This window comes from Pseudomonas sp. R151218B TE3479 (assembly GCF_053629195.1).
Map to the genome: position 1 here is coordinate 3189848 of NZ_JBRJHV010000001.1, position 14033 is coordinate 3203880.

Here is a 14033-nt window from a genome sequence, read left to right on the forward strand (position 1 = left end):
GTTGCCGGTCACAGCTAGTGACGTGGCATTTCGAGTGTTGGCCCTATGAAAAACCTGCGGATCGCGACCTTCAACATCAATGGCATCCGGGCACGGCTGCCCAACCTGCTGGAATGGCTAGAGCGGGAAAAACCCGACATTGTCTGCTTGCAGGAACTCAAGGCAGTGGACAAGGATTTCCCGGCGGCAGAGCTGGAATCGGTGGGGTACGGGGCAATCTGGCACGGGCAGGCGTCCTGGAACGGTGTCGCGATCCTGGCCCGTGACGCGCAGCCGTTGGAGAGCCGCCGTGGCCTGCCCGGCGGGGATGACGACAGCCACAGTCGCTATCTGGAGGCGGCGGTGCACGGTGTGCTGGTGGGGTGCCTTTACTTGCCCAACGGCAATCCGCAACCGGGTCCCAAGTTCGACTACAAGTTGGCCTGGTTCGAACGGCTGATCGAATACGCCCAGGGGCTGCAGGCCAGTGACCATCCCGTGGTGCTCGCCGGTGACTATAATGTGGTGCCCACCGACATGGACATCTACAACCCGCGCTCCTGGCTCAAGGATGCGCTGTTGCAGCCCGAAAGCCGCGAGTGTTACCAGCGGTTGCTGGACCAGGGCTGGACCGATTCGCTGCGCCATCTGTATCCGGACGAGCGCCTCTATACCTTCTGGGATTATTTCCGCCAGCACTGGCAAAAGAACTCCGGACTGCGCATCGATCATCTGCTGCTCAACCCGGTCGCCAGCGCCTACCTGAGCGAAGGTGGCGTGGATGCCTGGGTCCGGAACCAGCCCCACCCCAGCGACCATGCGCCCACCTGGATCCGGCTGGCTTCGCGTAAACGGCGCTGACGTGGCAGGGTGTCCCGGTCGATTGTTGTCTCTGTGAAGGGAATGCCTTATACCTGCGCCCATGAGCCGTGCGCTTGTTGTGAGCGCTGGCCGACCCCGGAAAAGGACACCCGCCATGAGTCATCCCCAACTGAGCGATACGACCCGTTATTTGCGGCGTCTGGGTTTCGACGCGCCGCCGGCGCCGACGCTCGACACCTTGCGCCAGCTGCAATGGCGCCACACCGCTGAATTCCCCTTTGAAACCCTGTCGACGTTGCTGCGTCAGCCTGTGCCCATCGACCTTGAATCGGTCGAGCGCAAGGTTTTTGAAGAGGGGCGTGGTGGCTATTGCTATGAACTCAACCAGTTGTTCCTGGCGCTGTTGCAGGCATTGGGTTTCGATGCCCGCGGTATCACTGGGCGCGTGGTGATGAATGCGCCTGAGGGCGCCTGGCCTGCCCGGACCCATCGGCTGAGCCTGGTGACGATCGGTGGTGTGCGCTACATCACCGACGTCGGTTTTGGCGGCATGGTGCCCACCGCGCCGCTGCTGCTGGACAGCCGTGAGACCCAGTTAACGCCCCATGAACCGTACCGCATCGAGACCCCTGCGGACGGCTATCTGTTGCGCGCCAACGTTGCTGGCGAATGGCGGCCGATGTACCTGTTCGACCTGCAACGCCAGGAAGACATCGACTACATCGTCGGCAATTGGTACGTCTGCAACCATCCGGAGTCGCCGTTCATGGGCCGGTTGATGGTGGCCCGCACGGGTGACGGATTGCGCAAGACCTTGAACGGCAACAGCTACGCCGTGCACCGCATGGGGCAGGAGAGCGAACGGCGGGTGATCATCGATGCCGATGAGTTGATCGATCTGCTGGAACAGGAGTTCAGCCTGCGCGTGCCGCCACGGGAGCTGTTGCGGCCCGCGCTTGTGGGGTTGCTCCAGGAATAAAAAGGCGGTTGGCCGCAGGCCTGTTCCGGATGTGCATACTGTAAGTTGTATACAACTCTATGGACATTTGTCCTAAGTTTTGAATACAGTGTGCCCATAACAAAAAACAGGGAATCCCCGAACCATGAAAACGCCCCATGTTTCACTCCCACGGCCCGAGGACGAAAACCTCGGCGTCGGCGCGAATATGGCTTACGGCCTGCAACATGTGTTGACCATGTACGGTGGCATCGTCGCCGTACCGTTGATCATCGGCCAGGCGGCCGGGCTTTCGCCGGCGGACATCGGCCTATTGATTGCCGCATCATTGTTCGCGGGGGGCCTGGCCACGTTGCTGCAAACCCTCGGCCTGCCGTTTTTCGGCTGCCAATTACCCTTGGTGCAGGGCGTGTCGTTTTCGGGCGTCGCGACCATGGTGGCGATTGTCGGCAGCGGAGGGGAAGGGGGCTTTCAAGCCATCCTCGGCGCGGTGATCGCAGCGTCGCTGATTGGTCTGCTGATCACCCCGGTGTTTTCACGCATCACCCGGTTCTTTCCGCCACTGGTCACTGGCATTGTGATCACCACCATCGGCCTGACCCTGATGCCGGTGGCGGCGCGTTGGGCGATGGGCGGCAACAGCCACGCCGCCGATTTTGGCAGCATGGCGAACATTGGCCTGGCCGCAGTGACCCTGGTGCTGGTGCTGCTGCTGAGCAAAATGGGCAGCGCCACCATCTCCCGGTTGTCGATTCTGTTGGCGATGGTCATGGGGACGGTCATCGCGGTGTTCCTCGGCATGGCGGACTTTTCATCGGTCAGCCAAGGCCCGATGTTCGGCTTCCCGACACCGTTCCATTTCGGCATGCCGACGTTCCATATCGCCGCGATCCTGTCGATGTGCATTGTGATCATGGTGACCCTGGTGGAAACATCTGCCGACATCCTGGCGGTGGGCGAGATCATCGACACCAAAGTCGACTCCAGGCGCCTGGGTAACGGCTTGCGGGCTGACATGCTGTCGAGCATGATCGCGCCGATCTTCGGTTCCTTCACCCAGAGTGCCTTTGCCCAGAACGTCGGGCTGGTGGCCGTGACGGGAATCAAGAGTCGTTTCGTGGTGGCGACCGGTGGGGTGTTCCTGGTGGTGCTCGGCCTGTTGCCGTTCATGGGCCGGGTGATCGCCGCAGTGCCGACCTCGGTGCTGGGCGGTGCCGGTATCGTGCTGTTCGGCACGGTGGCTGCCAGCGGCATCCGCACGCTGTCGAAAGTTGATTACCGCAACAACGTCAACCTGATCATCGTCGCCACCTCCATCGGCTTCGGCATGATTCCTATTGCCGCGCCGAATTTCTACGACCATTTTCCGAGCTGGTTCGCGACCATCTTTCATTCGGGCATCAGTTCTTCGGCAATCATGGCGATCGTACTGAACCTGGCGTTCAATCACTTCACCACGGGCAATTCCGACCAGCAGTCAGTCTTCGCCGCCGGCACCGAGCGAGTGTTGCGCTACCAGGACCTGGCGGCGCTGCGCGAAGGCGACTATTTCAGTGACGGCAAGCTGCATGATTGTGATGGCAACGAGATTCCCGTGGTAGAACCTGTTCACGAGCCGGTGGAGCATGGGCCGATCCGGTTGAAAAGCAGCGAGCACGTCTGACGAATACCGGTTTATCCAGCGGACATGAAAAAGCCTGTGATCAATGATCACAGGCTTTTTTGTGCAGCCCGGGAACCGTTTACCAGCGGCCGTAATGGCCCCGAGGTGGGCCGTAGTAATAGCCCCGTGGTGGCCCGTAATACACCGGCGCCGGACGATAGTAGATCGGTCGCTCTACATACACCGGCTGCGGCTGGTAGTAGACCGGTGGCGGGGCCTGGTAGTAGACCGGCTGCGGCTGGACATAGACCGGTTGCTGCACATACACCGGCCGATCACGGTTGATGATGGCTGAGCCGACGATGGCCGAACCGACGATGGCACCAAAAACGGCGGGCCCCTCCCAACCACCACGACCGTGGGCGGATGCCTGGCCGGTGACCGCGAGTGCCCCCATGAGCAGGGCGATGATGGGAAGTCTACGATTCATGGCTGTTCCTCGTTTCGGCCCCGGCGCCTGTGGTCTGCAACAGACCCGATGAGGGTCGCGGGGATACTTGCTATGACAGCGATTTTTTCAGGATTTGCGACGCCGTTGGGTAAATATTGTGTAAGGTCTGTAGCGCTTTTCTTTACCGCGCCGCGTCATCCAGCGGCCTGAAATCGGGCCGGGCCTGGCGGTATCATCATCGAATAAACCTTTGGCGGCGGTGCTTCCGTCTGTCCGAAAGTGAATGCAAGGAGACACGCATGCAGATCAATCCCAATAAAGACACCCAACTGTGCATGTCGCTCTCGGGGCGTCCCGGAAACTTCGGCCTGCGCTTTCATAATTATCTGTATGAACAATTGGGGCTGAACTTCTATTACAAGGCGTTCAGCAGCCAGGACCTGGCTGGGGCGGTGGGCGGCATCCGCGCGCTGGGCATTCGCGGTTGCGGTGTGTCGATGCCGTTCAAGGAAGCCTGCATCGCCCTGGTGGACGAGTTGGATCCTTCCGCCGCCGCGATCCAGTCGATCAACACGATTGTCAACACCAACGGCCATCTGAAGGCCTACAACACGGACTACATCGCCATCGCCCAGTTGCTGCAAAGCCATGCCGTGCCCCAGGGTTCGACCTTTGCCCTGCGCGGCAGCGGCGGTATGGCCAAGGCGGTGGCCAGTGCCTTGCGCGATGGGGGCTACCAGAACGGGCTGATCGTTGCCCGCAATGAAGCCACCGGGCGAGCCCTGGCCGAGTCCTTGGGCTATGAATGGCAAGCGCAACTGGGTGCCCGGCGGCCGCAGATGCTGATCAACGTCACGCCGATCGGCATGACCGGCGGCCCGGAAGCCGATCAGTTGGCGTTTGAACCCGAGACCATCGCCGCGGCCGAGACCGTGTTCGATGTGGTGGCGATCCCGTCGGAAACGCCGCTGATCGTACGCGCCCGGGCCGAAGGCAAACGGGTCATCACCGGGTTGGAAGTCATTGCGATCCAGGCCCTGGAGCAGTTCGTGCTGTACACCGGTGTGCGGCCCAATCTGGAGCAATTCGAAAAGGCCGTGGCCTTCGCCCGGTCGGCGTAAGCGCTGCTATTCCAGCCGCGCCAGGCGTTCTTCCAGTGCCGCTATCCGCGCTTCGAGCTCTTCGATGCGTTCCAGCGAGACACCGCCGCCGGCGCCACGCTCCACCGGGTGCTGGCGGGCGGCGAGAATCGCTTCGATGTCCGCCGGGTCGCCCATGGCGTGCACATAGCGGTCTTCGCGCTGGCCGGCCTGGCGTGGCACCAGCAACGCCAGGCCGCGGGCAATCAGACGTTCGAGCTGGTGGACCACTTGTTCGGCGTCTTCGAAGTCGTGCATCCGTCCGCTGCGGGTCAACAGCTCATTGACCGTTTGCGGGCCACGCAGGAACAGCAGGCCCATCAGGACCACTTGGGCCGGTACCAGCTCCAGGGCTTTGTCGACCCGATGCTCCCAGCGATCGGCGCGGCTGCCCATCACCAGCTTGGTAAAACCGCGACCTTCCAACGCCCGCAGGCTCTGGCCGACCTGGCCCGGGTTGAGGTTCATCACCGGTTCGCGGCTGGTTTTCTGGTTGCAGGCCAGTACCAGGGCGTTGAGGGTCAGCGGATAGGTCTCGGGGTTGGTGGCCTGTTTCTCGACCAGCGCGCCGAGAATGCGGATTTCCGTGCTATTGAGCCGTGGTTCTTCAGCCTGCTGTTGTTCTTCGATGCTCATCGCGCGTTCCCTATGCTGTGGAAGCCGCCTAGCCTAATCCTTGCGCAATAAAAGACAAGCCGCGCAACAAGGCGTGGCTATAATCGCAGCCGTTTGATTCATTCTTTCCTGCCACCTGCATGAGATTGCCATGACTATTTCCCTGTACGCCGCTTCCGTCCCGGTTTTCAAGCAGATGCTCAACGCGTTGAGCGACGTTCTGAACAAGGCCGAAGCCCACGCCACCGCGAAGAACATCGACCCGAACGCTTTCCTGCAAGCCCGCCTGTACCCGGACATGTTCCCGCTGGTGCGCCAAGTGCAGATCGCGGTGGATTTCGCCAAGGGTGTGTCCGCACGCCTGGCCGAGGTCGAGGTGCCGAAGTATGAGGACAGCGAGACCACGTTCGCCGAGCTGCAAGCCCTGATCGCCAAGGTATTGGCCTTTATCGACGGCATCAGCCCTGCGCAGATCGATGGCAAGGAAGGCATCGAAATCGTTACCCGTCCGGGGACGCCGAAGGAAAAACGCTTCAGCGGCCAGAATTATCTGCTGACCTACGGCTTGCCGCAGTTCTTCTTCCACGTCACCACCACTTATGCATTGCTGCGCCACAATGGCGTGGAAGTGGGCAAGCGCGATTACATGGGCGCGTTCTAACCCCGCGGGCATGAAAAAGCCCGGGACGGTGTGGGCCGTTCCCGGGCTTTTTTGTGGCTGTCTGTTACATCCTCGGCGGGTTTGCCGCCGCTATCGCGAGCAAGCTCGCTCTCACAGGAGCTTGCTCCGGGCGGCGATCCGACGATGGCGACCAAACAGCCGCCACAGTCGTTAAGCCGTACGTGCGAGCTTCTCTTCCTCACCCAGGCATGCCGCTGCCGTGAACAGCACATCCGTCGACGAGTTCAACGCTGTCTCCGCCGAGTCCTGCAGGACACCGATGATGAAACCCACCGCGACCACTTGCATGGCGATTTCACTGGGAATGCCAAACAGGCTGCACGCCAGGGGAATCAGCAACAGCGAACCGCCAGCCACCCCGGATGCACCGCACGCGCAAATGGCGGCGACAACGCTCAGCAGCACGGCCGTTGGCAGATCCACCGCAATACCCAGGGTGTGCACGGCTGCCAGGGTCAGTACGGTGATGGTGATGGCGGCGCCGGCCATATTGATGGTCGCGCCCAGGGGGATCGATACCGAATAGGTGTCTTCGTGCAGGCCCAGGCGTTTGCTCAGTTCCAGGTTCACCGGAATATTCGCCGCCGAGCTGCGCGTGAAAAACGCCGTGATGCCACTTTCGCGCAGGCAGGTGAACACCAGTGGGTAAGGGTTGCGACGCAGTTTCCAGAACACGATGAGTGGGTTGACCACCAACGCCACGAACAGCATGCAACCGATCAGCACGGTGAGCAGTTGCAAGTAGCCGAGCAGGGCGCCGAAGCCGGAGGTGGCCAGGGTCGAAGCCACCAGCCCGAAGATCCCCAGCGGGGCGAAGCGGATGACCAGGCGCACGATCACGGTGACACCGTTGGACAGGTCTTCGAGCACGGTGCGCGTGGTCTGGCCCGCATGGCGAATGGCGATGCCCATGCCGATGGCCCAGGCCAGGATGCCGATGAAGTTACCGTCCATCAGCGCCCGGACCGGGTTATCCACCACGCTCAGCAGCAGGCTTTGCAGCACCTCGCTGATGCCACCGGGCGCCGTGACCGCGACGTCTTGGGTCGACAGCACCAGGCTGGACGGAAACAAGGTGCTGGCAACCACCGCGACCACCGCCGCGGCGAACGTGCCCAGCAAGTAGAGGAACAGGATGGGACGGATATGGGTTTCCTGGCCGTGTTTATGGTTGGCGATCGACGCCATGACCAGCACGAACACCAAAATCGGCGCCACAGCCTTGAGCGCGGACACGAAGACCTTGCCAATGAATGCGGTGGATTTCGCCAGGTCGGGCGCCAGCCATGCCAGGACAATACCGGCGATCAGGCCAATGATGATTTGCGTCACCAGGCTGGTGCGTTTGAGGCGTTGCAAAGGGGTAACGGACGAAGCTGTCATAGCGGCATCTCTGATTTTATTGTGTTCAACGGTCGACCAATCAGGGCAACAAGCGGGCAGGCCACATGAGCGGACCGAGAGAAAGTACGGCATTTGCAGGCCGCGGACTTTATCACAGCCGATGAAAAATCTGACGGACCTGTGACAGTCCGTCACCCTTATCCGGGCCATGCCAAGCGTTTGTATGAGGCGCGCATTCTGTTAGGCTTTGTCGTTCTCACTTTCTTTCCGCCAGCGGGCCTTTAGTGGCCTGTGTGGTCAGTTCTGTTAGTCAAGTTCGGCGCCAGAAGCCCATATCCTGCGTTGCTGCTCCTCGCCATAGCGGGCTATGACTCGTCGCAGCGCCTTGGCTATGGACTCCTGTCATCCGAACTTGAACTAACGAACTAACCACACAGGCCACTCGCGCTGGTGTCGTCGTTTTGCTGGAGTTCTGCATGTTGTTACCCATTTTCCTGTTGTCGGCCGCCGGTTTTACCGTGCTGACCACGGAATTCGTCATCGTTGGCCTGTTACCGTCCATCGCCCGCGATCTGCACGTCACCATTCCCCAGGCTGGGCTGCTGGTGACGTTGTTCGCGTTTACGGTGGCGGCATTCGGGCCCTTCCTGACGGCGTGGTTCGCTCGCTTCGAGCGGCGCAAGCTGTTTATCAGCGTGCTGGTGATGTTCGGCCTGGCCAACCTGCTGGCCACCTTCGCCCCCAACATCTGGGTGATGGCCATTGCTCGGTTGATCCCCGCCCTGGGCCTGCCGGTGTTCTGGGCGCTGGCCAGTGAAACGGCGGTGGACATTGTCGGGCCGCAGTTGGCTGGGCGAGCCATCGCCCGGATCGGCTTCGGCATCGTCTGCGCCACGGTGTTTGGCATCCCCGTGGGTACGTTGATTGCCGATGCGTTTGGCTGGCGCAGCGCGTTTGCGATCCTGGCGGTCATTGCCTTCGCCAAGGCCTTATTGCTGTTTATTTATTTGCCGAAAACCAATTTGCACCAGCATCAGGTGAGCTTCCGCTCCCAATTGAAGATCCTGCGCAGCCCACTGATGCAGGGGCACGTGCTGTTGTCGATCCTGGTGTTCAGCGGCATGTTCACCGCCTACACCTATCTGGCGGATATCCTCGAGCGCCTCGCCGGATTCGATGGCACCCTGGTGGGCTGGTGCCTGATGGGCTTTGGCGCAGTCGGGTTGTTGGGCAATTCCCTGGGCGGCCGTGCGGTGGACCGGCATCCGTTGATTGCGTCGATGGTGTTCTGCCTGTTCCTGATCGGCGGCATGGTGGCGTTGGTGCCGAGCATTCATTCGCCCCTCGCGCTGGCGGCGGCGATGGGCATCTGGGGCGTGACCCAGGCCGCGTTGTTCCTGGTCAGTCATGTGCGGCTGATGAAGGCGGCCCCGCAGGCCCCGGCGTTTGCCGCCTCGTTGAACATTGCCGGGGCCAACCTGGGGATTGGCATGGGGGCGATGGTCGGTGGCCGAGTCATCGATAACCTGGGCCTGGGCAGTGTCGGGTTCGCGGCAGCCGGGTTCATCTTTGTATCGATTCTGCTGGCGTTGCTGCTGATGACCGTCAAGCCCCGCGCGACTTGCATGGATGGCTAAGCACTGAACAACTCGCGACGCGCACCTTCGGCAATCGCAACGATGCCGGGATGGCTGACCTTGCGTTCCACGGAAATGGCGTAGAAGGATTCACTCACCGCATCGGTCTGGCCGATCACTTCTACGCCGTATTGGCGCTTGACCTCTTCGGCGATCACGCTCGGGCCGATGAAAATCCCGCTGCCGGATTGACCGAAGGCCTGCATCAGTGCGCTGTCGTCGAATTCACCGACGATGCGCGGCTGGATCTGTTGTTCGGCGAACCAGCGTTGCAAGCGGCTTCGCACCACGGTTTCCGGCCCGGGAATCAATAGCGGAGCGTCATGCAGGCCATGGGGGAAATCCTGCCCGTAGCGTTTGGCCAGCGCGGCGGTGGCGAAAAAACTGATCCCGCATTCCCCCAGTTTCTGGCTGTAGCCCTTGATGTCCAGGTGAGTCGGCATCGGGCTGTCGGAAATCACCAGGTCCAGGCGCTGGATCGCCAGGTCCGCCAGGAGCCGTTCGAGCTTGTCCTCGCGGCAAGTGATGCGCAGCGGCTCACTCAATTCCATGGTCGGTGCCAGCAGTCGATAGACGATGGATTTGGGCACCACATCCGCCACCCCGACCCGGAACAGGGTTTGCTGTTCGTTGGGCTGGGCCCGCAGCATCAGTTCCAGCTCACCGCCCAATTGGAACATGTGTTCGGCGTAGGGGAGCGTCTGGCGGCCGGCTTCGGTCAGTTCCAGTTGCCGCCCGACACGACGAAACAATTTGATGTTGTACGTCTGCTCGAACAGGGAAATCTGGCCGCTGATGGTCTGTGGCGTCAGGTTCAACTGTTCGCACGCGCGCACGATGCTGCCGGTTTTCGCCACCACCCAGAAGTAATGCAGTTGCCGATAATTGAGCATGGGTTCACATTGATTCGTAAAAACCGAAGTATAACCGCTAAAAATACGAATTTTCCTGAAGTATCCGCGTCTCTAGAATGCCTCGCCATTGGTGGGCCACTTTCGTGCTCCTTTTATTCTCCCAAGAGGCATTCATTCCATGACATACAAATCCCTGGGGCTGGCAGCCCTGTTGGTGATGTCCGTAACGACACTGGCGGGTTGTGAACAGGCTGAAAAAAGTGCCCAGCAACTGATGGGACAGGCAGCGGAAACCGCCAAGCAGGCCATCGACGATACCCACAAGGCCGCCGAACAGGCGATCAGCGAAGCCACCGGTGGCTTGATCAGCCCGAAGAAAGAGCCGGCGGAAGAAGCTGACGAAACACAAACCCCTACCAAAACCATCTAACGCGTCACATCAGTCAGGACTGACCCATGGATTATCTTTTACAGCTCGCCGCCAGCCCCACCGCGTGGATCGCCCTGGCGACTCTGGTCGTGATGGAAATCGTGCTTGGCATCGATAACCTGATCTTCATTTCGATTCTGACCAACAAGCTGCCCGTACAGCATCGTGCCAAGGCGCGGCGGATCGGTATCGGCATGGCGCTGATCCTGCGCCTGGGCTTGTTGAGCACCATTGCCTTCATTGTGCAGTTGACCGAACCGGTCATCGAAATCCTGGGCCAGGCGTTCTCCTGGAAAGACATGATCCTGATCGCCGGTGGCCTGTTCCTGCTGTGGAAAGCGACCACTGAAATCCACCACAGCATGGACCCAGCGCCAAATGATCCGAAGTCGGCCACGTCCGGCGTGACCCTGGGCTTTGCCGCGGCCATCGGTCAGATCCTGATGTTGGACCTGGTGTTTTCCATCGACAGCATCATCACCGCTGTGGGCATGACCGAGCATCTGCCGATCATGATCATCGCCGTCGTTGTATCGGTGCTGGTGATGCTGCTGGCGGCTGAACCGCTGGCCAAGTTCATCAATGACAACCCGACCGTGGTCATGCTGGCCTTGGGCTTCCTGATCATGATCGGCATGACGCTGATCGCCGAAGGCTTCGGTGCCCATGTACCGAAAGGTTATATCTATGCGGCCATGGCGTTCTCGGCGGCGATCGAGGTGTTGAACATGTTGTCCCGTCGGGCCAGGGAAAAGGCACTGGCCGACAACGCCTGATTCCAGGCACACAGAAGCCACCCGGGTCCAGGCCCGGGTGGCTTTTTTTTTGGATGAGCGCTACGGGTTTGAAAGTGAAAGGTCAGTGTGCGGCGGCGTGGCGCCGGGCAGGTTTGGCGGCTTTTTCCGATGGCGAAGGTGGTGCATGATGATGGCGCCGAGCGATTCGAAGCACCCCCCACAGCATGGCCGTGGCTACGCTCAGCCAGCCGAATATCAGCATCAGGATTGTCGTCGTCAGGCTCATTTGTGCCTCCTTCTATCCCCGGTTCGGGATATCGCACCTAGTACAATGGACAGTCTAGTCGCTCAAGTGTTGCAGCTAATCGATCCATGGCGTTGGGGTTCGGATCGGTTCGTTCTATTGCCGCCGTAAAACGATGGTTATGGCTATACCCAGGGCTGTGCGCACCTTATGATCGTCGACCCAAGCCCGGCCCGGATGCCGGGTGCCTGAACAAGAGAGTCGTCATGTCGCCGGTCATTTCATCGTTTCGATCACTGGTACTGGCGGTGTCCTGCCTCGTCGCCCTGGCGGGTTGCGCGGGCAGCGTATCGCCGCAGATCCAGCGCCTGCCCGAGCGGGTGGAGCTCAACAGCGTGCCGTTCTATCGTGGCGAAATGTACCAGGGGGCTCCGCAGTCCCTGGCCGCCTTGCTGACGTTGCAAGGCACTGTCATCACCCCGGGGCTGCTGGAAAAACCATTGCACCTGCCCGGTGGCGAAGCCGGTTTGCAGCAGAATATGCCCACCCTGGCGCGGGAGTACGGGTTGCTGGTGTATCCCCTGGACGCCAAGCTGCCTGCGCTGTTGGAGCAGGTCGCGGCGGGCTATCCGGTGCTGGTGCGCTATATCGACGGTTCGGCGTTCTGGGCCGCGCCTCGGTATGGGATTCTCGCCGGCTACAACCGGCAGAAGCAGACGGTGTTGCTGCGTGCCGGCATGAACCGCCGACAGTTGATGAGCTTCAGTGCTTTCGAGTCGGCCTTCCAGAGCGCGGGCGGCTGGGCGGTGCTGGTCCAGCGACCCACGCAGCTTCCCGCCAATGTCGACGCGCAACGTTGGCTGAAGGCGGCGGCTGATCTGGGTGGGGCAGGGCAGGAACAAGCCGCGGCGCGGGCCACCAAGGCTTTGGGCGCAGCGCATTGATCGATCGCCCCGTTCGTCACTTGCCGGGCACAACCCGGCAGGCCTGAGGCTCCTATCCTCAGGGTTGGGCATTTTTCCGACCGTGATTGGAGGAGGCACGATGGCACAGTCGAAAACACCTACGGGGCCACATTCATCAGAGCATTCCAGCGGTGATGACCTGGGATTCGATCCGGACTCGCCGGACCTTGAGGATCCTCAGGTCGACCCGGTAGGGCCGGCCAAGGCGCCCCTGGACAAGAAGGATGAGCGCAAGCCCAAGTCCTATGATCCGCTGGGTGACTTGAAGCCATAAATAAAAAGCCCCGACGAGTCGGGGCTTTTTATTGTGCCGTTGGATTACTTGGATGCTTCCACCACGCCACTTTGGCGGCTCTTGAGATTCTTGGCGGCCTTGTATTGCAGGGCCACCGCTGGCACGGCGACGCTTTTTCCGGTTTCCACCCAGCTACGAATCCGGCTGGCATCGGCGAAGTGCGTGTACTTGCCAAAGGCGTCGAGGATCACCAGCGCCATCGGGCGATTGCCCATTTTCGTCACCAGCACCAGGCAGTGGCCGGCTTGGTTGGTGAAGCCGGTCTTGGTCAGCTGGATATCCCAGTTGGCCTTGTGGACCAGGTGGTCGGTGTTGCGAAATCCCAGGCTGTACACAGGCTTGCGGAAGGTAACGGTCTTTTCCTTGGTCGTACTCAGTTCGCTCAGCAGTGGGTACTTGCGGGCGGCGATCAACAGCTTGGTCAGGTCCCGGGCGGTGGAGACGTTGTTGATCGACAGGCCTGTGGGTTCGACGTAATGGGTGCTGGTCATGCCCAGAGCCTTGGCCTTGGCGTTCATGGCGGCGATGAACGCCGCATAGCCGCCCGGGTAGTGGTGGGCGAGGCTGGCGGCGGCGCGGTTTTCCGAAGACATCAGGGCGATCAGCAGTACATCGCGGCGCGACAGTTCGCTGTTGAGCTTGACCCGGGAAAACACGCCCTTCATCTCTGGGGTATTGGCGATGGTGATGGAAATGTATTCGTCCAGGTTCTGTTTGGCATCCAGCACAATCAGGCCGGTCATCAATTTGGTCACCGATGCGATGGGCACTACCACGTCCGGATTGCTCGAATAAACGACTTTATCCGTCTGCAGGTCCAACAGCATCGCGCTGCCCGAGGCGACTTGCAGCTTGGCCGCATCCCGAGGGGCCGCGATGGTTTCCTGTGCAACGGCATTTTGCGTGATGAAGGGGCCTGTGAAAGCGATGAACAGGCTGATGATCGAAAGGCGGATTTTCACGCGAGTAGACTCGATGGAGTTGAAGGTGCCGTTGAGCAACGACTTTTAAAAAAAACGTCGCATTTTAGGAGTATGGGCGATGGCAGCGCTATATGCCTGTATCGCCAAGGCTTGTGAATAAATAAAGTTTAATGAAGGGGGATTCTGGCGAATCGAATCTGAAAATTTTGTAGTTTGCGCGATCGATACCTGGCGACTAAGTCCGGACCCCGGAAACACCTGTGGGAGCGAGCTTGCGCGCGATAGCAGTGTGTCAGTCAACTTGGATGTTGGCCGGTGCACCGCTATCGCGAGCAAGCTCGCTCCCACAGAGTCT

The 14033-nt window shown here is 60.5% G+C and carries 16 protein-coding genes; 10 read left to right on the forward strand and 6 right to left on the reverse strand.

Translation table 11 applies throughout. The features are described from left to right. The first annotated feature begins 45 nt into the window (after nt 1-45). The 3 genes from xth (at nt 46) to AB7M32_RS14195 (ending at nt 3422) form a co-directional block, all read left to right on the forward strand. Nucleotides 46-840, forward strand: a complete 795-nt coding sequence (gene xth / locus AB7M32_RS14185) for an exodeoxyribonuclease III (RefSeq protein ID WP_072405365.1) — start codon at nt 46-48, stop codon at nt 838-840. A 115-nt stretch (nt 841-955) separates the two neighbouring features. After that, nucleotides 956-1780, forward strand: a complete 825-nt coding sequence (locus AB7M32_RS14190) for an arylamine N-acetyltransferase family protein (RefSeq protein WP_454250256.1) — start codon at nt 956-958, stop codon at nt 1778-1780. A gap of 124 nt (nt 1781-1904) precedes the next feature. Then, nucleotides 1905-3422, forward strand: a complete 1518-nt coding sequence (locus tag AB7M32_RS14195) for a nucleobase:cation symporter-2 family protein (RefSeq protein ID WP_454250257.1) — start codon at nt 1905-1907, stop codon at nt 3420-3422. Between the two features lie 79 nt (nt 3423-3501). On the opposite strand, the gene AB7M32_RS14200 is transcribed toward AB7M32_RS14195, so the two are convergent. Beyond that, nucleotides 3502-3852, reverse strand: coding sequence for a hypothetical protein (locus tag AB7M32_RS14200; protein WP_063322141.1), 351 nt, complete (start codon nt 3850-3852; stop codon nt 3502-3504). 260 nt (nt 3853-4112) lie between these two features. Here AB7M32_RS14200 and AB7M32_RS14205 point away from each other — a divergent pair, with 260 nt between their 5' ends. Continuing rightward, nucleotides 4113-4934: a shikimate 5-dehydrogenase gene (locus tag AB7M32_RS14205; RefSeq protein WP_454250258.1), complete on the forward strand. Its 822-nt coding sequence runs from the start codon at nt 4113-4115 to the stop codon at nt 4932-4934. 6 nt (nt 4935-4940) lie between these two features. On the opposite strand, the gene AB7M32_RS14210 is transcribed toward AB7M32_RS14205, so the two are convergent. Then, nucleotides 4941-5588, reverse strand: coding sequence for a YceH family protein (locus tag AB7M32_RS14210; protein ID WP_053120815.1), 648 nt, complete (start codon nt 5586-5588; stop codon nt 4941-4943). Between the two features lie 130 nt (nt 5589-5718). Between AB7M32_RS14210 and AB7M32_RS14215 the strand changes: the two genes are divergently transcribed. Further along, a complete protein-coding gene (locus tag AB7M32_RS14215) occupies nt 5719-6228 on the forward strand; it encodes a DUF1993 domain-containing protein (protein ID WP_060738333.1) in 510 nt (169 codons plus the stop codon). A 171-nt stretch (nt 6229-6399) separates the two neighbouring features. Here the strand turns inward: AB7M32_RS14215 and sstT are convergent, their stop codons facing one another. After that, nucleotides 6400-7632, reverse strand: coding sequence for a serine/threonine transporter SstT (sstT, locus tag AB7M32_RS14220; protein ID WP_454250259.1), 1233 nt, complete (start codon nt 7630-7632; stop codon nt 6400-6402). Between the two features lie 437 nt (nt 7633-8069). Between sstT and AB7M32_RS14225 the strand changes: the two genes are divergently transcribed. Beyond that, the gene (locus AB7M32_RS14225) at nt 8070-9230 is read left to right on the forward strand and encodes an MFS transporter (protein ID WP_454250260.1); all 1161 of its coding nucleotides are present in this window, start codon (nt 8070-8072) and stop codon (nt 9228-9230) included. Here AB7M32_RS14225 and nhaR read toward each other — a convergent pair. After that, nucleotides 9227-10123, reverse strand: coding sequence for a transcriptional activator NhaR (gene nhaR, locus AB7M32_RS14230; RefSeq protein WP_454250261.1), 897 nt, complete (start codon nt 10121-10123; stop codon nt 9227-9229). The genes AB7M32_RS14225 and nhaR overlap by 4 nt on opposite strands. Nucleotides 10124-10262: 139 nt before the next feature. Here nhaR and AB7M32_RS14235 point away from each other — a divergent pair, with 139 nt between their 5' ends. Both AB7M32_RS14235 and AB7M32_RS14240 read left to right on the forward strand, forming a co-directional pair. Further along, nucleotides 10263-10514 (forward strand): hypothetical protein, encoded by a 252-nt coding sequence (locus AB7M32_RS14235; protein WP_454250262.1) that lies wholly within the window; start codon nt 10263-10265, stop codon nt 10512-10514. A gap of 26 nt (nt 10515-10540) precedes the next feature. Beyond that, entirely contained in the window at nt 10541-11290 is a 750-nt protein-coding gene (locus AB7M32_RS14240; RefSeq protein WP_454250263.1) for a TerC family protein, read from the forward strand. 82 nt (nt 11291-11372) lie between these two features. On the opposite strand, the gene AB7M32_RS14245 is transcribed toward AB7M32_RS14240, so the two are convergent. Then, on the reverse strand, nt 11373-11537 hold the full coding sequence (locus tag AB7M32_RS14245) for a hypothetical protein (RefSeq protein ID WP_454250264.1): 165 nt from the start codon (nt 11535-11537) through the stop codon (nt 11373-11375). 224 nt (nt 11538-11761) lie between these two features. Here AB7M32_RS14245 and AB7M32_RS14250 point away from each other — a divergent pair, with 224 nt between their 5' ends. Further along, nucleotides 11762-12439, forward strand: coding sequence for a peptidase C39 family protein (locus AB7M32_RS14250; RefSeq protein ID WP_454250265.1), 678 nt, complete (start codon nt 11762-11764; stop codon nt 12437-12439). A 100-nt stretch (nt 12440-12539) separates the two neighbouring features. Further along, nucleotides 12540-12734: a DUF6021 family protein gene (locus tag AB7M32_RS14255; protein WP_072405356.1), complete on the forward strand. Its 195-nt coding sequence runs from the start codon at nt 12540-12542 to the stop codon at nt 12732-12734. Between the two features lie 44 nt (nt 12735-12778). Here the strand turns inward: AB7M32_RS14255 and pbpG are convergent, their stop codons facing one another. Next, nucleotides 12779-13717: a D-alanyl-D-alanine endopeptidase gene (gene pbpG / locus AB7M32_RS14260; protein WP_454250266.1), complete on the reverse strand. Its 939-nt coding sequence runs from the start codon at nt 13715-13717 to the stop codon at nt 12779-12781. Nucleotides 13718-14033: the final 316 nt, after the last annotated feature.